The sequence below is a fragment of the Pseudomonas sp. 18-147 genome (assembly GCF_051048045.1).
Lineage (GTDB): Bacteria > Pseudomonadota > Gammaproteobacteria > Pseudomonadales > Pseudomonadaceae > Pseudomonas > Pseudomonas aeruginosa.
This window is the reverse complement of the sequence record NZ_CP182296.1, coordinates 5,698,379-5,724,303: the sequence shown is the minus strand read 5'-3', so window position 1 is coordinate 5,724,303 and position 25,925 is coordinate 5,698,379. Positions and strand designations below refer to the sequence as shown.

The window sequence follows — 25,925 nt, the reverse complement described above, 5'->3', positions numbered from 1 at the left end:
CTCTATTTGCGCCGGCGTCGCCTACGCTGAGGGGGCCGTGGCGGGACAACCGAGGAGCAGGATGATGGAAAGCTATGACGTGATCGTGATCGGCGCCGGTCCGGGGGGCTACAACGCTGCCATTCGCGCCGGCCAGCTGGGCCTGAAGGTGGCCTGCGTGGAGGGTCGCGAAACCCTCGGCGGGACTTGCCTGAACGTCGGCTGCATGCCGTCCAAGGCCCTGTTGCACGCCTCGGAGCTATACGCCGCGGCGAGCGGCGGCGAGTTCGCCCGGCTCGGCATCCGGGTCAGCCCGGAACTGGACCTGGCGCAGATGATGAAGCAGAAGGACGAGAGCGTCGCCGCCCTGACCCGTGGCGTCGAATTCCTTTTCCGCAAGCACAAGGTGCAGTGGATCAAGGGCTGGGCGCGCTTGCAAGGCGAGGGCCGGGTCGGCGTGGCCCTTGCCGACGGCGGCCACGCGCAACTGGAGGCGCGCGACATCGTCATCGCCACCGGTTCGGAACCGGCGCCGCTGCCCGGCGTGCCTGTGGACAACCAGCGCATCCTCGACTCCACCGGCGCCCTGGAGTTGGTCGAAGTGCCTCGCCACCTGGTGGTGATCGGCGCCGGCGTGATCGGCCTGGAGCTTGGTTCGGTCTGGCGCCGGCTGGGCGCACAGGTCACGGTGCTGGAGTACCTCGAGCGGATCTGCCCGGGGCTGGATGGGGAAACCGCAAGGACCCTGCAGCGCGCCCTGACCCGCCAGGGCATGCGGTTTCGCCTCGGCACCCGCGTGGTCGCCGCGCGCAGTGGCGAGCAGGGCGTCGAACTCGACCTGCAACCGGCCGCCGGCGGCGCTACGGAATCGCTGCAGGCGGACTACGTGCTAGTGGCCATCGGCCGGCGCCCCTATACCGAAGGACTGGGGCTGGAGACGGTCGGCCTGGCCAGCGATCGTCGCGGCATGCTGGAGAACCAGGGACAGCGCAGCGCGGCGCCGGGCGTCTGGGTGATCGGCGACGTGACCTCGGGACCGATGCTGGCGCACAAGGCCGAGGAAGAGGCGATCGTCTGCATCGAGCGGATCGCCGGGCATGCGGCGGAGATGAACGCCGAGGTGATTCCGTCGGTCATCTACACCCAGCCGGAAGTGGCCAGCGTCGGCCTCGGCGAGGAGCAGCTGCAGGCGGCGAGGCGCGAGTACAAGGTCGGACGCTTCCCGTTCAGCGCCAACAGCCGGGCGAAGATCAACCACGAGAGCGAAGGCTTCATCAAGATCCTCTCCGATGCCCGCAGCGACCAGGTGCTCGGCGTGCACATGATCGGGCCGGGCGTCAGCGAGATGATCGGCGAAGCCTGCGTGGCCATGGAGTTCAGCGCCTCGGCGGAGGACCTCGCGCTGACCTGCCATCCGCATCCGACCCGCTCCGAGGCGCTGCGCCAGGCGGCGATGGACGTGCATGGCCGGGCCATGCAGAACTGAGGGCTCAGCCGCGCATGCCGAAGCCGCGCGCCATCAGCGTAGCCAGCAACGGAATGACCAGCAGCAGGAGCAGTTGCAGGCGCACCGCCATGACCACCCGCCGGCCCCGGGCCGGCGTCACCGCCGGCACTTCGCCGGCCTTGAGGGCGCCGCGCCAGCCAAGGAAGGTAACGGTCGGCAACAGCGAGACCAGGGCAGCGAGGACGAATAGCCCGACCTTGGCGTGGAACAGGCCATTGTGCAGGTAATAGTCGAGGCCCTTGCCGTACCACAGCACCCGCGCCAGCCCGCTGGCCAGTACCGCCAGGGCGCAGAGGCCGTAGCCGCGGTCGATCGCCGCCAGGCTGCGGGCGCGCTCCAGGTCCAGCGGCAGGCGCAGCAGGCGGTGCTGCAACACCAGCAGGGCGAACAGCAGGAAGATCGACAGGTAGTGCAGGTAGGCGACGATTGCCTGGGCCATGGCGGCGCTCCTCGGGGTGGGATGGGCACAGTCAAGCAGACCCCGGGCCAATGTGCCTGACGGCGCTTCCGGTATTCCCCGAGAATGCGTCTAGAATCGAGCTGGCCATTTTCCGGAGCCCGCCATGACCCCGCTGACGCCCGAGCAGACCCATGCCTACCTGCACCATATCGGCATCGACGATCCCGGTCCGCCGAGTCTGGCGAGTCTCGACCGACTGATCGACGCGCATCTGCGCCGGGTCGCCTTCGAGAACCTCGACGTGCTGCTCGACCGTCCCATCGAGATCGACGCCGACAAGGTTTTCGCCAAGGTCGTCGAGGGCAGCCGCGGCGGTTATTGCTTCGAACTCAACTCGCTGTTCGCCCGCCTGCTGCTGGCCCTCGGCTACGAGCTGGAACTGCTGGTGGCACGGGTACGCTGGGGACTCCCGGAGGACGCGCCGCTGACCCAGCAATCGCATCTGATGCTGCGTCTGTACCTGGCGGAGGGCGAGTTCCTGGTGGATGTCGGCTTCGGCTCGGCCAATCCGCCGCGAGCACTGCCTTTGCCGGGCGACGAGGCGGACGCCGGACAGGTGCATTGCGTGCGCCTGGTCGACCCGCACGCCGGTCTCTACGAAAGCGCCGTGCGCGGTCGCAGCGGCTGGCTGCCGCTGTACCGCTTCGACCTGCGCCCGCAGTTGTGGATCGATTACATCCCGCGCAACTGGTACACCTCGACCCACCCGCACAGCGTGTTCCGCCAGGGCCTGAAGGCCGCCATAACCGAGGGCGACCTGCGCCTGACCCTGGCCGACGGGCTGTTCGGCCAGCGCGCCGGCAACGGCGAGACGCTGCAGCGCCAACTGCGCGACGTCGAGGAACTGCTGGACATCCTGCAGACCCGTTTTCGCCTGCGCCTCGACCCGGCCTCCGAAGTGCCGGCGCTGGCGCGACGGCTGGCGGGACTGATCTCCGCCTGAGCGCTTTTGGCCGGTGTCTTTTCGCCGGACTCCTGCGGGAATTTTCCGATGTTCCATAGAAGCCTGAACGAAACGGCTTTTTCGGTTGACCTCGTCTGGCAAGAGGTCTATAAAACCCCCGCCCGCAGAGCCGGGCACTTTCTTTCCCCCTACGAAGAGAGCCATGGACAGTATTCCCAGTAGTCGTCGCCCGGCCCAGCAGATGCCGGCTGGTGCGATGACCCAAACCAACGCACGACGGAACCCGCAACGGGTCGGTCGGTTGAGCGGCATCCTGGGCTGACCCACTGCTTCTCACCCGTGTCCGGCACGCCGGGTACAGGTGAGTCATGAACTTCGAGAATTCGGTATCCCCCGGCGTATCCGCCTTCGTGGCGAAGATGCGCGTGCGCGCCGCGCAGTCCCCCGGCGCGATCCTTCCCGGCCACGGCCATCCTGCGAGCCTCGCCTGGCGTGTCGACCCGGCCGGCGGTCGCCTGGAGTATCGCCGCCTGGAGACGCAGGTCGAAGAGAACCCTGAGAGCGGTCGCCGCCCGATGCGCGGCTGACGCTTTCTCCTGCCCAACCCTTCGCACAAGGAGCCTGCCATGGACGAACCACCAAGTCGGCCTGCTGCGTGCCGCCTGAGCGGCCGCGCGCAGTGGGCCTCACCCGGACAAGCCGAACATTCTTCCCACCGATCGCGAACATCGCGACCCGGCACGCCTTTGCCTGTCACCTGACCGGCAACCGACTCGTGTCGCCGTCGCGCAGCTCGCGACAGGAGACCGAGTCATGAGCGTAGCGACCCAACGCAATACCCAGCTCGATACCGAGCGCCGCAACGACCGACTGTCCATGCGCGCCGCCCGCGAAGCGCAGAACAGCCTGGAAACCACCCTCACCAACGTCCGCGGTCGCCAGGATGGCCTCGACCAGGCCGAGGCCGCCGCCCGGCTGCACGCCGACGGCCCCAACGAAGTGGCCCACGACCGTCCGCCACACGTCCTGGTGCAATTGCTGCAGGCGTTCAACAACCCCTTCATCTACGTGCTGATGACGCTCTCTGCGATCAGCTTCTTCACCGACTTCTGGCTGCCCCTGCAGGACGGTGAGGAAACCGATCTCACCGGCGTCATCATCGTCCTCTGCATGGTCCTGGTCAGCGGCCTGATGCGCTTCTGGCAGGAATACCGTTCGGGCAAGGCCGCCGAGGCGCTCAAGGCCATGGTGCGGAACACCGCCACCGTGCTGCGCCGCGACGAGCGCGGGATGCGCGGCGAGCTGCGGGAAATCCCCATGGGCGAACTGGTGGTCGGCGACATCGTGCGCCTGTCCGCCGGCGACATGATCCCCGCCGACATCCGCCTGATCGAATCGCGCGACCTGTTCATCAGCCAGGCCGTACTCACCGGCGAGGCGCTGCCGGTGGAGAAATACGACACCCTCGGCGCGGTCCGCGAGAAGTCCGCCAAGCGGATCGCCGCCGACCAGCAGGACCTGCTCGAACTGCCGAACATCTGCTTCATGGGCACCAACGTGGTCAGCGGCACGGCCACCGCGGTGGTGGTTGCCACCGGTGCGCGCACCTATTTCGGTTCGCTGGCCCGTTCCATCGTCGGTTCGCGGGCGCAGACCGCCTTCGACCGTGGGGTGAACAGCGTCAGTTGGCTGCTGATCCGCTTCATGCTGGTGATGGTGCCGATCGTGCTGCTGATCAACGGTTTCACCAAGGGCGACTGGACCGAGGCGTTCATGTTCGCTCTCGCCGTGGCGGTCGGCCTGACCCCGGAAATGCTGCCGATGATCGTCAGCGCCAACCTGGCCAAGGGCGCGGTGGCGATGTCGCGGCGCAAGGTGGTGGTCAAGCGCCTCAACGCGATCCAGAACTTCGGCGCCATGGACGTGCTCTGCACCGACAAGACCGGCACCCTGACCCAGGACCGGATCATCCTCGAGCATCACGTCGACGTTGCCGGCCGGCGCTGCGACCGGGTCCTGCAAATGGCCTGGCTGAACAGCTTCCACCAGTCCGGGATGAAGAACCTGATGGACCGCGCGGTGGTCGCCTTCGTCGAACAGAACCCGCGCATCACGCCGTCGGATGCCTGGCGCAAGGTCGACGAACTGCCCTTCGATTTCGTCCGTCGGCGTCTCTCGGTGATCCTCGAGGGCAAGGACGGCGAACACCTGCTGGTGTGCAAGGGCGCGGTCGAGGAAATGCTCGAGATCGCCACCCGCGTGCACCAGGACGGTGTCGACCTGCCGCTCGACGAGGAACGCCGCCGGGCCCTGCTGGCGCTGGCCGAGCAATACAACCGCGACGGCTTCCGCGTGCTCCTGCTCGGCACCCGCAGCCTCTCGCGCACGGAGTCCCAGGCCCAGTACGGCGCCAGCGACGAGCGCGACCTGGTGATCGCCGGCCTGCTGACCTTCCTCGATCCACCGAAGGAAACCGCCGGCCCGGCCATCGCCGCGTTGCGCGAGAACGGCGTGGCGGTGAAGGTGCTCACCGGCGACAACCCGGTGGTCAGCGCGAAGATCTGCCGCGAGGTCGGCCTGGACGTCGGCGAGCCGCTGCTCGGTCGCGACATCGACCTGATGGACGATGCCACCCTGCAACGCCTGGCCGAGGAGCGCACGGTGTTCGCCAAGCTGACGCCGCTGCAGAAGTCGCGGGTGCTCAAGGCCCTGCAGGGCAACGGACACACCGTTGGCTTCCTCGGCGACGGCATCAACGACGCCCCCGCGCTGCGAGATGCCGATGTCGGCATCTCGGTGGACAGCGGCACCGACATCGCCAAGGAATCGGCCGACATCATCCTCCTGGAAAAAAGCCTGATGGTCCTGGAGGAGGGCGTTATCAAGGGCCGCGAGACCTTCGGCAACATCATGAAGTACCTGAACATGACTGCCAGCTCCAACTTCGGCAACGTGTTCTCGGTACTGGTGGCCAGCGCCTTCATCCCCTTCCTGCCGATGCTGGCGATCCACCTGCTGCTGCAGAACCTGATGTACGACATCTCCCAGCTGTCGCTGCCGTGGGACAAGATGGACAAGGAGTTCCTCGCCAAGCCGCGCAAGTGGGACTCGAAGAACATCGGCCGCTTCATGGTCTGGATCGGCCCGACCTCGTCGATCTTCGACATCACCACCTACGCGCTGATGTGGTTCGTGTTCGCCGCCAACAGCCCGGAAATGCAGTCGCTGTTCCAGTCCGGCTGGTTCATCGAGGGCCTGCTCTCGCAGACCCTGGTGGTGCACATGCTGCGTACCCAGAAGATTCCCTTCATCCAGAGCACCGCGGCGCTGCCGGTGATGCTGATGACCGGGCTGGTGATGGCGCTGGGCATCTACGTGCCGTTCTCGCCGCTGGGGGCGATGGTCGGCCTGCAGCCGCTGCCGTGGGAGTACTTCCCCTGGCTGGTGGGCACGCTGCTCTGCTACTGCGTCACCGCGCAGACCATGAAGACCCTCTACATCCGCCGCTTCGGCCAGTGGTTCTGAGCGATCGGCCGGGCTTCGTCCCGGCCTTTCCCGGCGCGTCGGCAAGCCTCGCCGCGCCGCGCAACGCACACCGGACCCACGCATGGAGAGACGCATCATGACCCTGCACGACCGGCGCCCGCGGGCGCCCCTTTTCCAACCGCTGCCGGCCGCGCTGCGACGCGCCCTGTCCTGGCGCCTGGGCTTCGTCGCCGCCGCGCTCGCCTGCGTCCTGCTGCTGGCGCTGCTGTCCGAGGCTCGCGCCGCGGGCGGCGCCTACCGGGTCGACGACGGCGAGATCGACCCCGTCGGCGAATGCAACCTGGACGCCTGGCACCAGCGCGAACGCCACCACGGCAACCGCTACCAGTCGGTGCTGTCGCCAGCCTGCACCTTCTCCGCCCTACCATCGGTGCAGCTCGGCGCGGCGCTGGTGCGCGAGGGCGACGCAGGCGATCGGCACAGCCGCCTCAGCCCCGAGCTGAAGACACCGCTGCTGGCCCGCGACGACCTCGGCCTGGCGTTGGCCTTCGCGCTCTCGGCGGATCTCTACCTGGACCGCCGGCACGCCTTCGAAGGCGCCGGCTTCAACCTGCCGCTGAGCTACCAGCCGTTCGAGGCCCTGCGCCTGAACGCCGGGGTCGGCCTGGGGCATGCCTACGCCGAGGGCGAGCGCCGGCATCGCTGGAACTGGGGCGTGGGCATGGAATACCGGGTCGGCCAGCCGTTGACCCTGATCGCCGAACGCTTCGGCGAGTCGGCCGGCGACAGCGGCTGGCAGGCCGGACCGCGGCTGCACCTGGGCGAACGGCTGGACCTCGATCTGCTGGTCGGCGGCCACCTGCGCGGCGAGCGCGAGCGATGGCTGGTCTCGGGAGCGACCTTGCGTTTCTGAGCCCAAGGGCGTGCCGCGCTGCGGCGCGCTCCTCCACCGAGGAAGCAGCCATGAACGTCGTACGCAAATGCCTGGGCGCGTCTCGCCGCGCGCTCTGTGGCCTGGCAGCACGGCTGCTGGCGAAGGCCGCGCACCTGCTGATGGTGGTCAGCGTGCGCGCATACGCCAGCGGCCGCCTGAGCCAGGTCGAAGTGAAATACCTGCTGGACTGCTCGAGCGCGCTCAACCGTGCATCGCTCAGGCTGGCCATGGGTCAATGAGCCCGTTCCCTTCACGATCCATTCCGAACCGGGAGTTCCGCCATGCTGGGAACCATCCTCCTGATCAACCTGGCCGGTGCCGTGGCCCTCCTGTTGTGGGGCACGCACATGGTCTCCAGCGGCGTGCTGCGCGGTTTCGGCACTGTGCTGCGCAACTGGCTCGGCCGCCACCTGGGCAACCGCTGGCTGGCCCTGCTCGCCGGGCTCGGCATCACCGGCCTGCTGCAGAGCAGCACCGCCACCAGCCTGATGGCAGCGTCCTTCACTGCCAGTGGCACCCTGGGCCTGGCGCCGGCGCTGGCAGTGATGCTCGGCGCCAACGTCGGCACCACCCTGGTGGTGCAACTGCTCAGCTTCGACACCTCGTTGCTGGCGCCGCTGGCCCTGCTGTCCGGCCTGCTGCTGTTCCGCCTGGGCGACGGTCCACGCCTGGAGAGCCTTGGCCAGTGCCTGATCGGACTCGGCCTGATGCTCCTGGCGCTGGCGTTGCTCGGCCATTCCCTGCAGCAGATCGAGGCCTCGCCAGCCTTTGTCGCGGTGATCCACGGCCTCGAAGGCGATCCGCTGATCGCCCTGCTGCTCGCCGCGCTGCTGACCTGGGCCTGCCATTCCAGTGTCGCGGTGGTACTGCTGGTGGCGTCCCTGGCCCAGGCCGGACTGGTCTCGCTGCCCATCGCCCTGGCCCTGGTGCTCGGTGCCAACCTCGGCGGCGCCTTGCCGGCGTTGGGGGTGGCCGGTAGCCGGGTGGCGCGGCGCCTGCCGTTGGGCAACCTGCTGGTGCGCCTGCTCGGTTGCCTGCTGGTGCTGCCCTGGCTGACGGCGCTGGCGCAGCCGGCCAACGCACTCGGCGGTGCGGCGGCGGTCTGGTTCCACAGTGCTTTCAACCTGGCCCTGGCACTGCTGGCGATCGGCTTCACCGGCCCCCTTGCGGCGCTGCTCGCGCGCCTGTTGCCGGAAGAGGCACAGTCCGACGAGCCGGGCATGCCGCGCTACCTCGACGAAGCCGGGCTGGAGGTGGCCAACATCGGTCTGGCCAACGCTACTCGCGAAGTCCTGCGGCTGGCCGACATGGCCAGTCTGATGCTGCGCGCCACCAGCGGCCTGTTGCAGCGACCGGAGGCGAAGGTGGCGGCGGAAATCCGTCGCCAGGACCAGGCCCTCGACCAGTTGAGTGCGGCGATCCGCGCCTACCTGGCAGACCTCGGCCAGGACGGCCTCGGCGACAGCGACGCCGATCGTGCCCAGGAAATCCTCCTGTTCGCCATCAACATCGAGCACATCGGCGATCTCGTCGCCAACAGCCTGCTGCCCCTGGCGATGCGCTGGGCCGGGCGCAGTCGCGCCGGCAGCGAGTTCGAGCTGGGCCGCATGCTGCCGTTGCAGGCGGCGATCGAGGAGAGCCTGCACCTGGCGATCAGCGCGTTCCTTCGCGAAGACCTGGACGCCGCGCTGCGCCTGGTGGCGCGCAAGAAGTTGCTGCAGCGACTGGAGGCCGATGCCAGTCGCGAGCGCTTCCGTCGCCTGCGCGACGATCGCGGTGCCTGGGTGGAGTCCGGTGACGTGTTCCAGCGCATTCTCCGCGACTACCGACGCATCCACCATCATGTCACCGCCCTGGCCTATCCGCTGCTCGAACGCAGCGGCATCGATCCGATGGCGAAGCGGCCGGACGAGCCAGGGCAAGGGGAGGGATCGGCATGCGCCTCCTGATCTGCGCCGGACGCCATTTCAAGGACGCCGAACGCCTGCGCCTGGCGCTCGACCAGTGCCACGGCCTGCAACCGGTGGCGCTGCTCGGCCACCTGCTGCATGCCGGCAGCGGCCTGCCGGACGAGGCCGAGCGCTGGTGCCGCGAGCGTGGCGCGGATTCGCGCGCCTACGATTATCCGGAGCGCAGTGGCAGCGACAACGCCCTGCGCGAGTATGGCGAGGGCGTCCTCGGCGAGGCCGCGCCGGACCTGGTGCTGGTGTTTCCCGGTGGGCGCCTGGCCAGCGAACTGGTACAGGTCGCGCACGCTGCCGACGTCCCGCTGATGCTCGCCTATCGTCCGCTGTCGGCGCCCTGAGCGGCGAACCAGCCATCGCGGCGGGTCAGGCGCCAGCCGTAGGCGGCCAGGACCAGCCCGCGCAGCAGCATGAAGGCGAGGAACGCCAGCCATAGCCCGTGGTTGCCCAGCCCCTGCAACAGCCAGCCGAGGGGCAGGCTGGCGGCCACCGCGACGAGCATCGCGTTACGCATCTCGCGGGCGCGGGTGGCGCCGATGAACAGGCCGTCGAGCAGATAGCTCCACATCCCCAGCAGCGGCAGGCAGGCCAGGTACGGCAGATAGGCGTAGGCGACTTCGCGGACGCCGGCGATGTCGCTCTGCAGGTCGATGAACAGGTGGCCGAACAAGGCGAACAGCGCGGCGAACGCCAGGCTTGCCAGCAGCGACCAACCACCGGCTACCACCAGCGCGCGGCGCAGGGCGGCTCGGTCGCGGGCGCCGATGGCGTGGCCGCAGAGCGCCTCCACCGCGTGGGCGAGACCGTCGAGGGCGTAGGACGTCAGGAGCAGGCCGTTGAGCAGCAGGGCGTTGGCGGCTACCGTGGCGTCGCCGAGGCGGGTGCCCTGTACGGTGAGCAGGAAAAACACCAGTTGCAGGGCCAGGCTGCGGATGAAGATATCCCGGTTGACCATCAGCAGCGGCAGCCAGGACAGCCAGTGGCGCAGGCGTTGCCACTGCGCCCGCCCGGGGCGCCGGGCCAGGTCGCGGCGGGTCAGGGCCAGGCCGAGCAGGGCGCCGCTCCATTCCGCCAGCACCGAGGCGCGGGCCGCGCCTTGCACGCCCCAGTCGAGGCCGTGGACGAACCAGAGCACCAGGGCGATGTTGCTCAGGTTGGTGGTCAACAGGATCGCCAATGGCGCCCGTGCGTTCTGCGTGCCGAGGAACCAGCCGACCAGTGCGTAGCTGGCCAGGGCCGCCGGCAGGCCGAGCAGGCGGGTATGGAAGAAGGCGCGGGCCTCGCCGGTCAGTTCCGCCGAAGGTTGCATCAGTTGCAGGGCCCAGCCGCTCAGGGGCAGGGCCAGCGCGCCGAGCAGCAGGGCCAGGAGCAGCGCCATGCCCAGGCCCTGGGCGAGGATCAGGCGCAGCGCGCCGCCATCGTCGCGGCCGGCGGCCTGGGCGGCGAAGCCGGTGGTGCCCATGCGCAGGAAGCCGAGCACGCCGACCATCAGGGTGTACAGGCTGCCGCCCACGGCTACCGCGCCGAGCTGGTAGGCGTGCGGCAGGTGGCCGACCACCGTGCTGTCCACCAGGTGCACCAGGGGAACGGAAACGTTCGACAGAATCATCGGCCCGGCCAGCGCCCAGACCCTGTGGTGGGTCGGGGCGTGGCGCCAGGCATCGCGCAACAGGCTCATGGGGTCCTCCGGATCGGCCGGGCAGTATAGCGACGGCGGCGAGGCCTGCGGAAAACCCGTTTTTCATATCCGGTAACAGACCTCTGCCTGCCGTGTATTCCTTGTCCGACGCGGCTTCCAGGCCTGCCGCGGGGAACCCTGCGAAAACCTGTCAGGAAGCTTGCGCAGCGCTAACCGCGGGGCTTTGCGCACCTTCCTAGAATGCCGGCGTCGGTTGTTTCCAGAGGAAGCCATGCATGCTCCTGGGGCGTTTCGTCTCGGTCGGCGCCGGTGCCACCGCCGTTCATTACCTGGTGCTGACCCTCCTGGTCGAGGGCTTCGCCGTCGGCGCCGCCGTGGCCGCCGCGACGGGAGCAGGCTGCGGGGCTCTGGCTGCCTACCTGGGGCATCGCTGGAAGACTTTCCGCCACCGTGGCCCGGTGTTCCGTTCGCTGCCGCGCTTCTTCGCCGTCAGCCTGCTTTGCGTACTCGGCAACGCCGTCCTGGTGTTGCTGCTCGGCGACCTCGCCGGACTCGACTACCGCCTGGCCCAGCTCGCCGCGACCGGCGCACTGCTGTTGGCGACCTATCACCTTCATCGACTCTGGACCTTCTCATGATGATCGAACCTTCCCTGGCGTCGAAGCTCGAGGCCCCCTGCCTGCTCAGCGTGGTAGTGCCGGTGTTCAACGAGGAGGCGGTGCTGCCGGCCTTCCACCAGCGCCTGGGCGCCGTGCTCGGCGACCTTGGCGACGATTGCGAGGTGCTCTATGTCGACGACGGCAGCACCGACCGCAGCGCGGCGATCCTCGCCCAGCTACAGGCCGCCGACCGCCGGGTGGGCGTGGCCCGCTTCACCCGCAACTTCGGCAAGGAACAGGCGATGAGCGCCGGGCTCAAGCTGTCGCGCGGCGCCGCGGTGATCGTCATCGATGCCGACCTGCAGGATCCCCCGGAACTGATCCCGCAGATGCTCGACGCCTGGATCGGCGGCGCCGAAATGGTCAACATGCGCCGCCGCAGCCGGGCCGGCGAAAGCTGGCTGAAGCGCGCCTCGGCGAGCGCCTTCTACCGGCTGATCAACCGCCTCAGCGAGGTGCCGATCCCGCGCGACGTCGGCGACTTCCGCCTGCTCGACCGGCGGGTGGTCGATGCCCTTTGCGAGCTGCCGGAAGGCAATCGCTTCATGAAGGGGCTTTTCGCCTGGGTCGGTTTCCGCCAGGTCGATATCGCCTATAGCCGCGCCGCCCGCGTCGCCGGCCACAGCAAGTGGCGCTACTGGCGGCTGTGGAACTTCGCCCTGGAAGGCATCACCGGGTTTTCCACCGCGCCGCTGAAGGTCGCCGGCTACCTCGGCCTGCTCAGCCTGTTGGCGGCCCTGGCGACCCTGCTCGCCGGGATCTTCGGCCAGCAGGAGATCCACGAACACTGGCCGGTGATCGCCGCGCTGTTCCTGATCGGCGGCCTGCAACTGCTGGCCATCGGCGTGTGCAGCGAATACCTCGGGCGGATGACCATGGAAGCGCGGCGCCGCCCGCTCTACCTGATCGACCGCTACCTGCCGGCGCAGGTCGGCGGGGCCAATCCGTGAGGGCGCTGCGCGGCTGGCCGCTGGCCTGGTTCCTGCTCGCCCTGGCCTTCGCCATCCGCCTGCTGAGCCTGGGCAGCTATCCGCTGATGGACACCACCGAGGCCCGCTATGGCGAGGTGGCGCGGAAGATGGCCGAACTGGGCGACTGGATCACGCCCTGGTACGACGTCGGCGTGCCGTTCTGGGGCAAGCCGCCGCTGGCCTTCTGGCTCAGCGCCGGCGGCCAGCTTCTGCTCGGCGCCAACGAGTTCGCCAGCCGCCTGCCGCACTGGTTGCTGGGCGTGCTGGTGCTGTGGCTGGTATGGGACTGGCAGGCTCGCGAAGATCGTCGGCAGGCGCGGATCGCCTGCGTCCTGCTGGGCAGTTCGGCGCTGTTCTTCGTCGCCTCCGGGGCGGTAATGACCGACATGGCCCTGGCCCTGGCGCTGGTCCTGGCCATGCGCGGCTTCTGGCTGGGCCTGCATGGCGCGGAGGGAATCCGGCGCCGCGAGGGCTGGCTGATGTTCCTCGGCCTCGGCCTCGGGCTGCTGGCGAAGGGGCCGCTGACGCTGATCCTCGCCGGACTGCCGATCGGCCTGTGGACCTTGCTGGAGTGGCGCTGGCGCGCGCTCTGGCGGGGCCTGCCATGGATCCGCGGAAGCCTGCTGATGCTCCTGGTGGCCGCGCCCTGGTACCTGCTGGCGGAGTTGAAGACGCCGGGCTTCCTCGAGTACTTCCTGCTCGGCGAGCATTGGCAGCGCTTCGTCACCGCCGGCTGGGACGGCGACCGTTACGGCAATGCCCACGCCTATCCCTACGGCAGCGTCTGGCTGTTCCTGCTGGCCGCCGCGTTTCCCTGGAGCCTCTGGCTGCCGCTGCTGCTCTGGCTGGGCTGGCGCCAGCGCGGGGAGGTGGTCGATGGCGTCGCCTCGCGCAGGCGCTACTGGCTGTTCTGGGGACTGGCGCCGTGCCTGTTCTTCACCTTCGCCGGCAACGTCCTCTGGACCTACGTGCTGCCCGGCCTGCCGGCCCTGGCGTTGCTCGCCGCCGACCTGCTGCGCGCGCCGCTGGCGCGCAGCGCCTGGCTGCGGCGTGGCGGGTTGGCTTGCCTGGCACTGACCCCATTGCTGTTCGCGCTGTTCCTCGGCTCCCTGTTGCTGGGCTCGCGCGCCGAGCAGAAGTCCACCGCCGCGCTGCTGGCCAGCGACGCCGGCTGGCGCGAGCGGCCGCTGGTGTTCTGGCCGAAGCGGCCGTACTCGGCAGTGTTCTACAGCGGCGGGCGGGCGCAACGGGCGGAGGACAGCGAGCTGGCCGGCTGGTTGCGTCGCGACGCCCTGCTGGCGATCCGCTCGCGTTCGTTCGGCGCCTTGCCCGACGAGGTGCGCCAGCGCTTGCGCTGCCGGCCGCCGGTGGGACAGTACCAGCTATGCCAGGGCGTGGCGCCGCCTGGCTGAGACTACCTCGGCCGGTAGGCGCAGTAGCCGGGACGCGGGCCGATGCGCGGGTGGTTGCGGCAGGTGTCCGGGCGGCGGGCATAGATGGTGCACAGGCGGGTCTTGCGGTCGAGGTACAGGCAGTCGCCGTTGGCCATGCGGGTGAGGGTGAAGATCTCGCGCTTGTGGTTGAAGTGCTCGATCACGCCATCCTTTTCCAGTCGCTTGGCGATTCGCTTGGCCGGCTCCTCGCGCTCGAACTCGTCGACCAGTCGCATGCGGATCAGGTCGTCGATGCGCACTTCCACCGGCAGCGTGCAGCAGGTCGCGTTGCACTCGCCGCACAGGCCTTCGCGGTATTTCACCCAGGTATCCAGGCGGTCGGGGTCGGCGGCGGCGAGCGGGATTTTCTTCATCGGCGGGCGGGTGCGGGGAAAACGGGCGCGCAATGATAGTGGCTGCGCGCCCGTTGCGCTCGTCCGGGCGATGAGCGTCAGTGCCGTGGGTCCTCCCGCCATACCGGCCGGTCCTGCTCGTCCAGCGCCCAGTGCGCGGTGCCGGCGCGCAGGCATACGCCGCCGACCCAGCGTTCGGGGGCGCCGAGGTCGAGGCGGTAGCGCCGCCCGGCCAGGACCTCGCGGCCCGCAGCGGTCAGGGCCAGCGGCTGGCGTTCCCAGGGCAGTTCCGGCGCCGGCGTGCGCAGCAGCGCGCCGGGCTCTTCCAGCAGCGCGCGGAGCAGGACGCGGAACATCAGGTCGCCGAGATAGGGCAGCGGCTCGCGCCGTGCGGTCAGCTCGGCGAAGACCTGGCCGGCGCTCGGCCGCTCGCCGTCGCGGACGATCTCCAGGGTCAGCCGTTCGCTCAGCGACAGGCCGTCGCGCAGGGCCGGCAGTTCATGCAGTTGCCGACGCAGCGCCGGCCCCAGCAACGGTAGCGCCGGGGTCGGCGCGGCGGCCAGTTGCGCCCAGCGCAGTGGCGCCGGATCGCGGTAGGCGTCCCAGGCCGCGCGGGCCAGCGCCAGGGCTTCGGCGTCCAGCGGGCGACGCTGGGTCCATAGCCAGGCGAGCAGCTCAGGCGCCAGTTGGCCGATGCCGACGAAGCGCTCGACGCCTGGCACGCGGTCGATCTCGATCAGTTCCAGGTGCTCCGGCGGCGTCTGCATTCCTGCCAGCACCCGGACCAGGAACAACTGGTCGTAGGCATCCGCCTCGCACCAGAGCGCCACCCGCGAGTATTCGCCGAGCCGCTCGAGCCCGGCGTATTCCTGGCGCTGGCGGGCCTGGGCGTCGGCCGGGTCGAGGTCGAAGGCGCGGCTCAGGTAGTCGCTGCGCAGGGCGAGGAACTCGGGCAACGGCAGGTTCGGCACCGGTCCCATGGTCAGCGGGTCGGCGAACATCCGGAAGTCGCCGCGAAAGCCGGCGAGCTTCAGGCCGTGGGCGATGTCGTTGCCGCAGCGCAGGTGCAGGGTCGCGGCCTCATCGCCGCCGACCAGATCGGGGTGGCGGCTGGCGAAGGCGATGGCGTCGACATGCGCCTTGAGTCGCGGCCAACTGGCGAAGCCCAGTTCGCGCGCTACCTGCCACTGGGCGTCGGCCAGGCGCGGCGCCTGCCCCGGAAGCCCTGTACGGCTGGCCGGGTCGCGGCGCCACTGGCGCAACAGCTCCTTGGCGCGCTTGCGTTGCTGTTCGAGATTGATCCGGCCGTCGCCGAGAGTGCGGGAAAAGGACATACGATCTCCTCTGCAGCCTTGTCCGCCATCAGGCCTGGAGTCGCATGCGCGATGCGTGGGGTGGATCGCCTGGGCGCTGCCCTTTCCGCGGACGGGAGGCGTGGAGAACGCCGAGGCCGACTATAGGCCGGCCGACGCGTCCGCGGCAAGACGCACTCAGCCCTTGCGGATCATCCAGATGCCGGCGCCGATCAGTGCCAACCCGCCCAGCTTCAGCGCGCTGATCGGTGCCTCGCGGAAGCCGGCCCAACCGAAGTGGTCGAGGCTCATGGCCATGCCCAGCTGGCCGGCAAGCACCAGCACCATGAACATCAGCGCGCCGATGCGCGGTGCGGCGAAGGCGGCGATGAAGATGAAGAACATGCCGAGGAAACCGCCGCACCAGTGCCACCAGCTCAGCCCGCGCAATGCCGCCAGGCCGGGAAACTCGCGCTGCGAGAGGGTCAGGGCGAGCAACCCGAGGGTGCCGACGAAGAACGAGATCAGTGCCGCGGCGAGGACGCTGGACACCTGCTTGGCCAACTGGCCGTTGATCCCCGCCTGCAGCGGCAGGCAGGCGCCGGCGAGCAGGGGCAGGACGAACAGCCACCAGGGTGGAGTGGGCATGCAAGACTCCTGGAACGATGACGGCGAGCGCGCCCCGCGCATGGCGAGGGACGGGCCGGAGTGGTACGGGGAGTCGCACAGTATGCACCAGGCGGGGGCGGAGGAGGAAAACGCGAGGCCCCATCGCACGCCCTCGGATTCCGCCCGGCGGGTAACCGCGAGCGGTTGTTCGCCCTACGGCAGCCATACCGCCAGCGGCGTTATCCCCCTACAAGCGCGCCGCCAGCATGGCCCCCTCGCGAATCGCCCGCTTGGCATCCAGTTCCCCTGCCACCCGCGCCCCACCGATCAGGTGGAAGCGCAGGCTTTCCGCCGCCTGGCTGATCTGCAACTCGCGCAGCGGCTCCTGGCCGGCGCAGATCACCACGTTGTCCACCTCCAGCCAGCGTTCCTCGCCGTCGACGCGGATCAACAGGCCGCGTTCGTCGATCTTCAGGTACTCCACCCCGCCGAGCATCCGTACGGCGTTGTGCCTGAGGTGCGCGCGGTGTACCCAGCCGCTGGTCTTGCCGAGCTGCGCGCCGGGAGCGCCGGGCTTGCGCTGGAGCAGCCAGACCTGGCGCGCCGGCCGCGTCGGAGCGGGTTCGCGGAGGCCGCCGGGCTGGCTGTTGTCGAGGTCCACGCCCCATTCCGCGAGCCATTCGCCGAGCGCCCGCGGCTGGCCGTCGCTGGGCGCGGCGACGAGGAAGGCGGCGACGTCGAAGCCGATGCCGCCGGCGCCGACGATTGCGACCCGCGCGCCCACCGGCGCGCCGCGCAGCACGTCCACGTAGCTGAGTACGGTCGGTCCGCCGATGCCGTCGATCCTTGGCCGGCGTGGCTGGATGCCGGTGGCCACCACCACGTCGTCGAACTGACCGTCCAGCTCGCCCTGGCGCACCCGGTGGCCGAGGCGCAGGTCGACGCCGAGGCGTTCCAGACGCACGCGGAAGTAGCGCAGGGTTTCGCGGAACTCCTCCTTGCCGGGAATCCGCTTGGCCAGGTTGAACTGCCCGCCGATTTCCCCGCTCGCCTCGAACAGGCTGACCCGATGCCCGCGCTCGGCGGCCACGCAGGCGGCGGAGAGCCCGGCGGGGCCGGCGCCGATCACCGCGATGCGCTTCTGCGTGCGCGCCTTGCGGTAGCGCAATTCGGTCTCGAAGGCCGCCCGCGGGTTGACCAGGCAGGTGGCGCGGCGGTTGGCGAAGGCATGATCGAGGCAGGCCTGGTTGCAGGCGATGCAGGTGTTGATCTCCTCGGCCCGGCCGGCGCCGGCCTTGGCCACGAACTGCGGGTCGGCCAGCAGCGGCCGGGCCATCGACACCAGGTCGGCCTTGTCGGTGGCGAGCAGGGATTCGGCGACCTCGGGGGTGTTGATCCGGTTACTGGCGATCACCGGCACCTTCAGCTCGTGGCGCAGCCGTGCGCTGACCTCGGCGAAGGCCGCGCGCGGCACCGAGGTGACGATGGTCGGCACGCGCGACTCGTGCCAGCCGATGCCGGTGTTGAGCAGGGTGATGCCGGCTTCCTCCAGGGCCAGGGCGATGCGCCGCACCTCGTCCCAGGTATTGCCGCCCTCGACCAGGTCGAGCAGCGACAGGCGATAGCAGAGGATGAAGCGTTGGCCGACGATCCGCCGGATGCCGCGGACGATCTCCAGCGCCAGGCGCATGCGGTTTTCCAGCGGGCCGCCCCACTGGTCGTCGCGGCGATTGGTGCGCGGGCAGAGGAACTGGTTGAGCAGGTAGCCTTCGCTGCCCATCACCTCCACGCCGTCGTAGGCGGCGGCCTTGGCCAGCCGCGCGCAACGGACGAAGGCGCGGATGGTCTTGCGGATGCCGCGCTCGGAGAGCTCGCGCGGGGTGAACCAACTGATCGGCGACTTCAACGGCGAGGCGGACACCGCCATCGGGTGGTAGCCATAGCGCCCGGCGTGGAGGATCTGCAGCAGGATCTTGCCGCCCTCGGCATGCACCGCCTGGGTCAGGCGACGATGGGCGGGCACCTCCAGGGCGCTGGTGAGGCTGCTGCCGAAGGGCAGCAGCCAACCTTCGCGGCAGGGCGCGAAGCCGCCGGTGACGATCAGCCCGACGCCGCCCCGGGCACGCTCGCGGTAGTAGGCAGCGAGCTTGCCGAAGTCCCACAGACGATCCTCCAGCCCGGTGTGCATCGAACCCATCACCACGCGGTTGCGCAGACGGGTGAAGCCCAGGTCCAGCGGGGCCAGCAGGTGCGGATAGGGAGCGGCGGCGAGCGGCGGGTAGGGGTTGCGCATGGCGCGGTTCCGGTAGCCAGGGACGCTTCACCATAGGAAGTTGCGCCGCCGCCGAATGCGGCCCGCTTGCCGGAACCGCCAGGCATTTCGGTCAAGCCGGCGGACTGGCTGATCGGATAGGTGCTCGCTGCGCTGCACCGCTGTGGCCCCGGGTGACAGGCATCGAAAGCTCTCCGACAGCACTTGCGGCGCGGCGGGCGGAATGGGAACGGCGGCGCTGTTACCCGGGGTAATGGCGTGCGCCGGGAGCCCAACTTAAGCACGGCTCGACGCCTTTGGCGGCGCTGTCAGGCTGGGGTTCCGGCCCGCCCAGCACGTGCCTTGCCAACTGCCTGTCCAATCCGAACGGAGTCTCGACGATGAACAAGAACAAGACGTTCCTCGCGGCGGCGCTGGTAGCGCTGGCCGCCAGCCTTCCCGTGCACGCTGCGACCGACTACACCCGCACGCGCTATCCCATCGTGCTGTCCCACGGTCTGTTCGGCTTCAAGAGCGTCGGCCCGGTGGACTACTGGCACGCTATCGTGCCGGCCCTGGAGAAGGACGGCGCGAAGGTCTTCGCCACCTCGCAGTCGCCGGTGAACAGCAACGAGGTGCGCGGCGAACAGCTACTGGCGCAGGTGGAGGAAGTCCTGGCCCTGACCGGCGCGGAGAAAGTCAACCTGATCGGCCACAGCCAGGGCGGCATGACCGTGCGCTACGTCGCCGGGGTGGCGCCGCAACTGGTGGCCTCGGTCACCACCATGGGCACGCCGCACAAGGGCACGCCGGTAGCCGACGCGGTGACCGGCTTCAGCGAGTTCCTCGGGCCGATCGGCACCGAGGTGATCGCCTCGGCGGTGGAGGCGCTGTTCTCGGTGGTCGACATCGTCGACGGCGGCGAGTGGGTCAAGGGCGACGCGCTGGCTGCCCTGAACAGTCTCAACACTCCCGGCACCGCGCGGTTCAACCAGCGCTTCCCGCAGGCGATCCCGGCCAGCGCCTGTGGCCAGGGCGCGGAGACGGTAGCCGGGGTGCGCTACTACTCGATGAGCGGCACCGGCTCCCTGACCAATGCGCTCGACCCGAGCTCCGCCGGCCTGGCGGTGACCGGGCTGCTGTTCGGCGAGGCCAACGACGGTCTGGTCGGCCAATGCTCCAGCCACCTGGGCAGCGTGGTGAAGGACAACTACCGGATGGACCATCTGGACGAAGTCAACCAGTTGCTCGGCCTGGTCAGCCTGTTCGAGAGCGACCCGACCCAGGTCTATCGGCAGCATGCCAATCGCCTCAGGAACGTCGGACTCTGATCCGCTCGCCGGGTCGCCGCAGCCCTAGGCGACCCGGCATTAGTCTTTGGTCTAATGGCACCTGGATATCACCTCCTGTTCGCGCGCCTCGCGGCGTTCGGACCTGTCCCGATTCCGCGCACCTTGCTGGACAAGGTTTGCGCCGCCGTGTAATGACTCCGGTCAAGGCAGAAAAACCCAGCGTTCGTGTAGGGTTCGCTGCCCCGTAGCCATGCCCGGCTGGCGTACCTCGCCAGGCTGGCTATCTTTTAACCAGAGACATCCGGCCATGTCCCGGGTGTCCTTTGCCTGATGCAGGAGATGCACGATGGATATGAACCGTCGGCAATTCTTCAAGGTCTGCGGTATAGGCCTTGGAGGATCGAGCCTTGCGGCGCTCGGGATGGCCCCCACGGAGGCCTTCGCCGACCAGGTCCGCCACTTCAAGCTGGCGCACACGGTCGAGACCCGCAACACCTGTACCTACTGTTCGGTCGGTTGCGGCCTGATCATGTACAGCCAGGGCGACGGCGCCAAGAACGTCGCGCAGAACATCATCCATATCGAGGGCGACGCCGACCATCCGGTCAACCGCGGCACCCTCTGCCCGAAAGGCGCCGGCCTGCTGGACTACATCCACAGCCCGAACCGCCTGAAGTATCCGGAAGTGCGCGAGGCCGGCTCCAGCGAGTGGAAGCGCATCGAGTGGGACGAAGCCCTCGAGCGCATCGCCAAGCTGATGAAGGAAGACCGCGACGCCAACTTCGTCGAGAAGAACGAGCAGGGCCAGACCGTCAACCGCTGGTTGACCACCGGCTTCCTCGCCGCGTCCGCCTCGTCCAACGAGGCCGGCTACATCACCCACAAGGTGATGCGCTCCCTCGGCATCCTGGGATTCGACAACCAGGCGCGTGTCTGACACGGCCCGACGGTGGCAAGTCTTGCCCCGACGTTTGGCCGTGGAGCCATGACCAACCACTGGACCGACATCAAGAATGCCGATCTGGTGCTGATCATGGGCGGCAACGCCGCCGAAGCCCACCCGTGCGGATTCAAATGGGTCACCGAAGCCAAGGCGCACAACAAGGCGCGGCTGCTGGTGGTCGATCCGCGTTTCACCCGTTCCGCCTCGGTCGCCGACTACTACGCGCCGATCCGGACCGGCACCGACATCGCCTTCCTCGGCGGCCTGATCAACTACCTGCTGGAAAACGACAAGATCCAGCACGAATACGTGCGCAACTACACCGATGTCTCGTTCATCGTGAAGGAAGGCTTCAGCTTCGAGGACGGCCTGTTCAACGGCTACGACGCCGAGAAGCGGACCTACCCGGACAAGTCCTCCTGGGGCTACGAGATCGGTGAGGACGGCTATGCCAAGGTCGACCCGACCCTGACCCACCCGCGCTGCGTGTTCAACCTGCTCAAGCAGCACTACAGCCGCTACACCCCGGACGTGGTGAGCAACATCTGCGGTACGCCGAAGGACATGATGCTCAAGGTCTGGGCGGAAATCGCCGAGACCTCCAAGCCGGGCAAGGTCATGACCATCATGTACGCCCTGGGCTGGACCCAGCACTCGGTAGGCGCGCAGATGATCCGCACCGGCGCGATGGTCCAGCTGCTGCTGGGCAACATCGGCATGCCCGGCGGCGGCATGAACGCCCTGCGCGGCCACTCCAACATCCAGGGCCTGACCGACCTCGGCCTGCTGTCCAACTCGCTGCCGGGCTACCTGACCCTGGCGATGGACGCCGAGCAGGACTACGACGCCTACATCGCCAAGCGCACGGCCAAGCCGCTGCGCCCGGGACAGCTGTCCTACTGGCAGAACTACGGCAAGTTCCACGTCAGCCTGATGAAGGCCTGGTTCGGCAAGTCGGCGACCAAGGAAAACAACTGGTGCTACGACTGGCTGCCCAAGCTCGACATGCCGGGCGCCGGCTACGACGTGCTGCGCTACTTCGACATGATGTACCAGGGCAAGGTCAACGGTTACTTCTGCCAGGGCTTCAACCCCATCGCCTCGTTCCCCAACAAGGCCAAGGTCGGCGCCGCGCTGGCGCGCCTGAAGTGGATGGTGGTGATGGACCCGCTGGTGACCGAGACCTCGGAGTTCTGGCGCAACGTCGGCGAGTACAACGACGTCGACACCGCCAGCATCAAGACCACGGTGTTCCGCCTGCCCACCTCCTGCTTCGCCGAGGAAGACGGCTCGATCGTCAACAGCGGCCGCTGGTTGCAGTGGCACTGGAAGGGCGCCGAGCCGCCGGGCCAGGCGCGTCCGGACATCGCCATCATGGCCGGGCTGTTCCACCGCCTGCGCGAGATGTACCGCAAGGACGGCGGGGCCTTCCCCGACCCGATCCTCGGCCTCGACTGGTCCTACCTCAAGCCCGACGAACCGGGCCCGGACGAACTGGCCCGGGAGTTCAACGGCAAGGCCCTGAGCGACCTGGTCGACCCGGCCAACGGCATGATCCTGGCCAAGGCCGGCGAGCAGTTGCCGGGCTTCGCCCTGCTGCGCGACGACGGCAGCACGGCGAGCGGCTGCTGGATCTTCGCCGGCTCCTGGACCCAGCAGGGCAACCAGATGGGCCGCCGCGACAACAGCGACCCCTACGGCATGGGCCAGACCCTCGGCTGGGCCTGGGCCTGGCCGGCGAACCGGCGGATTCTCTACAACCGCGCCTCGGCCGACGTCAGCGGCAAGCCGTGGGACCCGGAGAAGAAGCGCCTGGTGTGGTGGAACGGCAAGTCCTGGGGCGGCACCGACGTGCCCGACTACAAGGCCGACGTACCGCCGGAAGCCGGGATGAACCCGTTCATCATGAACCCCGAAGGGGTGGCCCGCCTGTTCGCCGTCGACAAGATGGCCGAAGGCCCGTTCCCCGAGCACTACGAGCCGTTCGAGACGCCGATCGGGGTGAACCCCTTGCACCGCGACAACCGCAAGGCGATCAGCAACCCGGCGGCACGGGTGTTCAAGAACGACATGGAACTGTTCGGCACGGCCGACGAGTTCCCCTACGCAGCGACCACCTACCGGCTCACCGAGCACTTCCACTACTGGACCAAGCACTGCCGGCTGAATGCGATCACCCAGCCCGAGCAGTTCGTCGAGATCGGCGAGGCGCTGGCCAAGGAGCTGGGCATCAATGCCGGCGACAAGGTCAAGGTCTCCTCCAACCGCGGCTACATCAAGGCGGTGGCGGTGGTGACCAAGCGCATCCGCCCGCTGCAGGTGGACGGCAAGACCGTGCACCACGTCGGCATCCCGATCCACTGGGGCTTCGCCGGCATGGCGCGCAACGGCTTCCTGGCCAACACCCTGACCCCCTTCGTGGGCGACGGGAATACCCAGACGCCGGAGTTCAAGTCGTTCCTGGTCAACGTGGAAAAGGCGTGAGGTGAAACATGAGTAGTCAGGACATCCACGCCCGCTCCGCGACCACCACGCCGATGCCCTCGGTGCGGAACCAGGAGGAAGTGGCGAAACTGATCGACGTGTCCAAGTGCATCGGTTGCAAGGCCTGCCAGGTCGCCTGCTCGGAATGGAACGAGCTGCGCGACGAGGTCGGCCACAACCACGGCACCTACGACAACCCCATGGACCTGACGGCCGACTCGTGGACGGTGATGCGTTTCACCGAGCACGAGAACGAGGCCGGTAACCTCGAGTGGCTGATCCGCAAGGATGGTTGCATGCACTGCGCCGAGCCGGGCTGCCTGAAGGCCTGCCCGAGCCCGGGGGCGATCGTGAAGTACGCCAACGGCATCGTCGACTTCAACCAGGACAAGTGCATCGGTTGCGGCTACTGCATCACCGGTTGCCCGTTCGACATCCCACGGATCTCGCAGAAGGACCACAAGGCCTACAAGTGCAGCCTGTGTTCCGACCGCGTCTCGGTGGGCATGGAGCCGGCCTGCGTGAAGACCTGCCCGACCGGCGCCATCGTCTTCGGCAGCAAGGAGGACATGAAGGAACACGCCGCCGAACGCATCGTCGACCTGAAGAGCCGCGGTTACGAGAACGCCGGCCTGTACGACCCCGAAGGGGTGGGCGGCACCCACGTGATGTACGTGCTGCACCACGCCGACAAGCCGTCGCTCTATGCCGGCCTGGCCGACCAGCCGAGCGTCAGCCCGCTGGTCAGCCTGTGGAAGGGCGTGACCAAGCCGCTGGCGCTGCTGGCCATGGGCGCCACGGTGCTCGCCGGGTTCTTCCACTATGTGCGCGTCGGTCCCAACCGCGCGGACGACGAGGAAGACCACGGGCAAGCCGAGGCACCGGTGCACCAGGTCGATCCGTCGGTACACACCTTTGACCCGCACGAGCGTCGTTGAGCCTGCGCGCGGACGTTGCCGCCGGTCCTCCGCGACCCGGCGGCAGCGGCGGCGCTCTCGAGGAGTCGGAAATGAAAAATGAAATCCAGCGCTACAACGCCAACGAGCGCAGCAACCACTGGGCCGTGGCGATCCTGTTCTTCATGGCCGGGTTGTCCGGGCTGGCGCTGTTCCACCCGGCGCTGTTCTGGCTGACCAACCTGTTCGGCGGCGGTCCCTGGACGCGTATCCTGCACCCCTTCCTGGGGCTGGCGATGTTCGTCTTCTTCCTCGGTCTGGTGGTGCGCTTCGCCCACCACAACCGGGTGCAGAAGAGCGATATCCAGTGGCTCAAGCAGTGGCGCGACGTGGTCAGCAACCGCGAGGAGAACCTCCCGGAAGTCGGCCGCTACAACGCCGGGCAGAAGCTGCTGTTCTGGGTGCTGCTGCTGAGCATGCTGACCCTGCTGGTCACCGGCATCGTGATCTGGCGCCAGTACTTCAGTGCCTGGTTCGGCATCGAGGCGATCCGCCTGTCGGCGCTCCTGCACGCCTTCGCCGCCTTCGTCCTGATCGCCAGCATCATCGTGCACATCTACGCCGGCATCTGGGTCAAGGGCTCGATGGGCGCGATGCTCTACGGCAAGGTCAGCCGCGCCTGGGCGCGCAAGCACCATAACGGCTGGCTGAAGGAAGTCGGCAAGGGCGAGGAGCACTGACGCGTATAGTGTCGCCATCGCCCGACCGGAGGCCCCAGCGATGGGGCCTTTGCATTCATTCCGCGCCCCTCCGGGCGCCCGATCGTTGCGGCGCGGCCCACCGGCCCGCCGGCGCAGACCCGAGGAGTTCCTGTGTCACGCACCATTCTTCAGCCGGGGCAGATCGAAGCCGCCGCCAACATTCCCCCGCACCTGCACCAGCCGTCGCGCGACCTGTTCGCCCGCCGCGGCGAGCGCCTGCTGCAACTGGCCGAGGGGCACCCGATGGGCGACTACCTGCGCCTGGTCGCCGGTCTCTGCCGGCTCCAGCAGGCGCTGCTGGACAACCCGCCGGCGCTGGCCCCGCTCGACCCCGAGCGCCTGCGCAAGAGCCGCGAGCACGGCATGCCGCCGCTGGCCTACGACCTGCTGGTGCGCGAAGGCGCCTGGCTGCCCTGGCTGGATGCCCTGCTCGCGGGCTACCCGGCGCCGGCCAACGCCGCCGTCGGCGCGGCACTCGAACAATTGCGCGAAGCCGACGAAGGCCAGCGCAAGGCCTGGGCCATCGCCCTGCTCAGCGGTCAGTTCGACCTCCTGCCGGCGGCCCTGGTGCCGTTCCTCGGCGCCGCCCTGCAAGTAGCCTGGAGCCATTGGCTGCTGGGACTGGAGGAGGGCGCGGTGGTCGAGACCGAGAGCCGGACCTTGTGCCCCGCCTGCGGCTCGCCGCCGATGGCCGGGATGATCCGCCAGGGCGGCAAGGAAACCGGCCTGCGCTACCTGAGCTGCTCGCTGTGCGCCTGCGAATGGCACTACGTGCGAATCAAGTGCAGCCACTGCGAGGAAAGCAAGCACCTGGCCTACCTGTCCCTGGAGCATGACGGGCAGCCGGCGGAAAAAGCCGTGCTGCGCGCCGAGACCTGCCCCAGTTGCCAGGGCTACCTGAAGCAGTTCTACCTGGAGTTCGACCGCCACGCCGATGCCCTTGCCGACGACCTGGCCAGCCTGGCGCTGGACATGCGCCTGGCCGAGGACGGCTACCTGCGGCGTTCGCCGAACCTGTTGCTGGCCCCCGGCGGCGAATAGCCGAAGACGCTGCGGGCATGCGCCGACGCGTCTATGATGGGCGTGTCGGTGACCCTACCCTGTGGAT

22 protein-coding genes are annotated in these 25,925 nt (G+C 68.7%); 16 read left to right on the top strand and 6 right to left on the bottom strand.

The window, feature by feature from the left end; genetic code table 11:
- Positions 1–61: 61 nt before the first annotated feature.
- A complete protein-coding gene (gene lpdA / locus ACM0M4_RS27150) occupies positions 62–1,465 on the top strand; it encodes a dihydrolipoyl dehydrogenase (RefSeq protein ID WP_003095344.1) in 1,404 nt (467 codons plus the stop codon).
- Positions 1,466–1,469: 4 nt separating this feature from the next.
- Here lpdA and ACM0M4_RS27145 read toward each other — a convergent pair whose 3' ends face one another.
- Positions 1,470–1,925: a DUF2214 family protein gene (locus ACM0M4_RS27145; RefSeq protein WP_014603340.1), complete on the bottom strand. Its 456-nt coding sequence runs from the start codon at positions 1,923–1,925 to the stop codon at positions 1,470–1,472.
- A 124-nt stretch (positions 1,926–2,049) separates the two neighbouring features.
- Here ACM0M4_RS27145 and ACM0M4_RS27140 point away from each other — a divergent pair, with 124 nt between their 5' ends.
- From ACM0M4_RS27140 to ACM0M4_RS27110, 7 genes are all read left to right on the top strand, one after another.
- A complete protein-coding gene (locus tag ACM0M4_RS27140; RefSeq protein ID WP_003095340.1) occupies positions 2,050–2,889 on the top strand; it encodes an arylamine N-acetyltransferase family protein in 840 nt (279 codons plus the stop codon).
- A gap of 329 nt (positions 2,890–3,218) precedes the next feature.
- On the top strand, positions 3,219–3,437 hold the full coding sequence (locus ACM0M4_RS27135; protein ID WP_003095337.1) for a hypothetical protein: 219 nt from the start codon (positions 3,219–3,221) through the stop codon (positions 3,435–3,437).
- Positions 3,438–3,663: 226 nt separating this feature from the next.
- Positions 3,664–6,375 carry a magnesium-translocating P-type ATPase gene (mgtA, locus tag ACM0M4_RS27130; RefSeq protein ID WP_003095335.1) on the top strand — a complete coding sequence of 904 codons (2,712 nt, stop codon included), beginning with the start codon at positions 3,664–3,666 and terminating at the stop codon, positions 6,373–6,375.
- Positions 6,376–6,472: 97 nt separating this feature from the next.
- Positions 6,473–7,249, top strand: a complete 777-nt coding sequence (locus ACM0M4_RS27125) for a hypothetical protein (protein ID WP_003095332.1) — start codon at positions 6,473–6,475, stop codon at positions 7,247–7,249.
- Between the two features lie 50 nt (positions 7,250–7,299).
- On the top strand, positions 7,300–7,509 hold the full coding sequence (locus tag ACM0M4_RS27120; protein WP_003104324.1) for a hypothetical protein: 210 nt from the start codon (positions 7,300–7,302) through the stop codon (positions 7,507–7,509).
- A gap of 42 nt (positions 7,510–7,551) precedes the next feature.
- A complete protein-coding gene (locus tag ACM0M4_RS27115) occupies positions 7,552–9,219 on the top strand; it encodes a Na/Pi cotransporter family protein (protein WP_003104322.1) in 1,668 nt (555 codons plus the stop codon).
- Positions 9,207–9,575 carry an SLOG family protein gene (locus ACM0M4_RS27110; RefSeq protein WP_003104321.1) on the top strand — a complete coding sequence of 123 codons (369 nt, stop codon included), beginning with the start codon at positions 9,207–9,209 and terminating at the stop codon, positions 9,573–9,575. Before ACM0M4_RS27115 ends, ACM0M4_RS27110 begins: the two co-directional genes overlap by 13 nt.
- On the opposite strand, the gene ACM0M4_RS27105 is transcribed toward ACM0M4_RS27110, so the two are convergent.
- On the bottom strand, positions 9,551–10,912 hold the full coding sequence (locus ACM0M4_RS27105; protein ID WP_003095327.1) for an MATE family efflux transporter: 1,362 nt from the start codon (positions 10,910–10,912) through the stop codon (positions 9,551–9,553). The two genes, ACM0M4_RS27110 and ACM0M4_RS27105, sit on opposite strands and share 25 nt — an antisense overlap.
- A 236-nt stretch (positions 10,913–11,148) precedes the next feature.
- Between ACM0M4_RS27105 and ACM0M4_RS27100 the strand changes: the two genes are divergently transcribed.
- From ACM0M4_RS27100 to ACM0M4_RS27090, 3 genes are read left to right on the top strand one after another with little or no spacing between them, the layout of a single operon-like run.
- The gene (locus ACM0M4_RS27100) at positions 11,149–11,511 is read left to right on the top strand and encodes a GtrA family protein (RefSeq protein WP_003116095.1); all 363 of its coding nucleotides are present in this window, start codon (positions 11,149–11,151) and stop codon (positions 11,509–11,511) included.
- A complete protein-coding gene (locus ACM0M4_RS27095; RefSeq protein WP_003116094.1) occupies positions 11,508–12,482 on the top strand; it encodes a glycosyltransferase family 2 protein in 975 nt (324 codons plus the stop codon). Before ACM0M4_RS27100 ends, ACM0M4_RS27095 begins: the two co-directional genes overlap by 4 nt.
- Positions 12,479–13,915, top strand: coding sequence for an ArnT family glycosyltransferase (locus ACM0M4_RS27090; RefSeq protein WP_003162670.1), 1,437 nt, complete (start codon positions 12,479–12,481; stop codon positions 13,913–13,915). The genes ACM0M4_RS27095 and ACM0M4_RS27090 overlap by 4 nt, the downstream gene beginning before the upstream one ends.
- Positions 13,916–13,917: 2 nt before the next feature.
- Here ACM0M4_RS27090 and ACM0M4_RS27085 read toward each other — a convergent pair whose 3' ends face one another.
- The 4 genes from ACM0M4_RS27085 to ACM0M4_RS27070 all read right to left on the bottom strand — a co-directional run bounded on the left by ACM0M4_RS27085 (position 13,918) and on the right by ACM0M4_RS27070 (position 18,483).
- Entirely contained in the window at positions 13,918–14,412 is a 495-nt protein-coding gene (locus tag ACM0M4_RS27085; RefSeq protein ID WP_016852173.1) for a YkgJ family cysteine cluster protein, read from the bottom strand.
- A complete protein-coding gene (locus tag ACM0M4_RS27080) occupies positions 14,388–15,623 on the bottom strand; it encodes a DUF1835 domain-containing protein (protein WP_003112344.1) in 1,236 nt (411 codons plus the stop codon). Before ACM0M4_RS27080 ends, ACM0M4_RS27085 begins: the two co-directional genes overlap by 25 nt.
- A gap of 156 nt (positions 15,624–15,779) precedes the next feature.
- A complete protein-coding gene (locus tag ACM0M4_RS27075) occupies positions 15,780–16,229 on the bottom strand; it encodes a DMT family transporter (protein ID WP_003095321.1) in 450 nt (149 codons plus the stop codon).
- A gap of 208 nt (positions 16,230–16,437) precedes the next feature.
- Entirely contained in the window at positions 16,438–18,483 is a 2,046-nt protein-coding gene (locus ACM0M4_RS27070) for an NADPH-dependent 2,4-dienoyl-CoA reductase (protein WP_003116092.1), read from the bottom strand.
- Positions 18,484–18,842: 359 nt separating this feature from the next.
- Between ACM0M4_RS27070 and lipC the strand changes: the two genes are divergently transcribed.
- The 5 genes from lipC (at position 18,843) to fdhE (ending at position 25,858) form a co-directional block, all read left to right on the top strand.
- Positions 18,843–19,772 carry a lipase LipC gene (lipC, locus tag ACM0M4_RS27065; protein ID WP_003095318.1) on the top strand — a complete coding sequence of 310 codons (930 nt, stop codon included), beginning with the start codon at positions 18,843–18,845 and terminating at the stop codon, positions 19,770–19,772.
- Between the two features lie 307 nt (positions 19,773–20,079).
- Entirely contained in the window at positions 20,080–23,160 is a 3,081-nt protein-coding gene (gene fdnG / locus ACM0M4_RS27060; protein WP_010895684.1) for a formate dehydrogenase-N subunit alpha, read from the top strand.
- A gap of 8 nt (positions 23,161–23,168) precedes the next feature.
- Positions 23,169–24,098 carry a formate dehydrogenase subunit beta gene (fdxH, locus tag ACM0M4_RS27055; protein WP_003106793.1) on the top strand — a complete coding sequence of 310 codons (930 nt, stop codon included), beginning with the start codon at positions 23,169–23,171 and terminating at the stop codon, positions 24,096–24,098.
- A gap of 71 nt (positions 24,099–24,169) precedes the next feature.
- Positions 24,170–24,796 (top strand): formate dehydrogenase subunit gamma, encoded by a 627-nt coding sequence (locus ACM0M4_RS27050; protein ID WP_003095316.1) that lies wholly within the window; start codon positions 24,170–24,172, stop codon positions 24,794–24,796.
- Positions 24,797–24,928: 132 nt separating this feature from the next.
- Positions 24,929–25,858, top strand: coding sequence for a formate dehydrogenase accessory protein FdhE (gene fdhE, locus ACM0M4_RS27045; RefSeq protein ID WP_003116089.1), 930 nt, complete (start codon positions 24,929–24,931; stop codon positions 25,856–25,858).
- The last annotated feature ends 67 nt before the right edge of the window (positions 25,859–25,925 follow it).

What these genes read in the sequence shown, in the direction of transcription:
- fdxH (WP_003106793.1), top strand. Translation starts at nt 23,169, where the DNA reads ATGAGTAGTCAGGACATCCACGCCCGCTCCGCGACCACCACGCCGATG.
- ACM0M4_RS27070 (WP_003116092.1), bottom strand. Translation starts at nt 18,483, where the DNA reads ATGCGCAACCCCTACCCGCCGCTCGCCGCCGCTCCCTATCCGCACCTG.
- lpdA (WP_003095344.1), top strand. Translation starts at nt 62, where the DNA reads ATGATGGAAAGCTATGACGTGATCGTGATCGGCGCCGGTCCGGGGGGC.
- ACM0M4_RS27085 (WP_016852173.1), bottom strand. Translation starts at nt 14,412, where the DNA reads ATGGCGGGAGGACCCACGGCACTGACGCTCATCGCCCGGACGAGCGCA.
- ACM0M4_RS27080 (WP_003112344.1), bottom strand. Translation starts at nt 15,623, where the DNA reads ATGTCCTTTTCCCGCACTCTCGGCGACGGCCGGATCAATCTCGAACAG.
- ACM0M4_RS27145 (WP_014603340.1), bottom strand. Translation starts at nt 1,925, where the DNA reads ATGGCCCAGGCAATCGTCGCCTACCTGCACTACCTGTCGATCTTCCTG.
- ACM0M4_RS27120 (WP_003104324.1), top strand. Translation starts at nt 7,300, where the DNA reads ATGAACGTCGTACGCAAATGCCTGGGCGCGTCTCGCCGCGCGCTCTGT.
- ACM0M4_RS27135 (WP_003095337.1), top strand. Translation starts at nt 3,219, where the DNA reads ATGAACTTCGAGAATTCGGTATCCCCCGGCGTATCCGCCTTCGTGGCG.
- ACM0M4_RS27125 (WP_003095332.1), top strand. Translation starts at nt 6,473, where the DNA reads ATGACCCTGCACGACCGGCGCCCGCGGGCGCCCCTTTTCCAACCGCTG.
- lipC (WP_003095318.1), top strand. Translation starts at nt 18,843, where the DNA reads ATGAACAAGAACAAGACGTTCCTCGCGGCGGCGCTGGTAGCGCTGGCC.
- mgtA (WP_003095335.1), top strand. Translation starts at nt 3,664, where the DNA reads ATGAGCGTAGCGACCCAACGCAATACCCAGCTCGATACCGAGCGCCGC.
- ACM0M4_RS27100 (WP_003116095.1), top strand. Translation starts at nt 11,149, where the DNA reads ATGCTCCTGGGGCGTTTCGTCTCGGTCGGCGCCGGTGCCACCGCCGTT.
- ACM0M4_RS27075 (WP_003095321.1), bottom strand. Translation starts at nt 16,229, where the DNA reads ATGCCCACTCCACCCTGGTGGCTGTTCGTCCTGCCCCTGCTCGCCGGC.
- ACM0M4_RS27050 (WP_003095316.1), top strand. Translation starts at nt 24,170, where the DNA reads ATGAAAAATGAAATCCAGCGCTACAACGCCAACGAGCGCAGCAACCAC.
- ACM0M4_RS27105 (WP_003095327.1), bottom strand. Translation starts at nt 10,912, where the DNA reads ATGAGCCTGTTGCGCGATGCCTGGCGCCACGCCCCGACCCACCACAGG.
- ACM0M4_RS27095 (WP_003116094.1), top strand. Translation starts at nt 11,508, where the DNA reads ATGATGATCGAACCTTCCCTGGCGTCGAAGCTCGAGGCCCCCTGCCTG.
- ACM0M4_RS27115 (WP_003104322.1), top strand. Translation starts at nt 7,552, where the DNA reads ATGCTGGGAACCATCCTCCTGATCAACCTGGCCGGTGCCGTGGCCCTC.
- ACM0M4_RS27140 (WP_003095340.1), top strand. Translation starts at nt 2,050, where the DNA reads ATGACCCCGCTGACGCCCGAGCAGACCCATGCCTACCTGCACCATATC.
- ACM0M4_RS27110 (WP_003104321.1), top strand. Translation starts at nt 9,207, where the DNA reads ATGCGCCTCCTGATCTGCGCCGGACGCCATTTCAAGGACGCCGAACGC.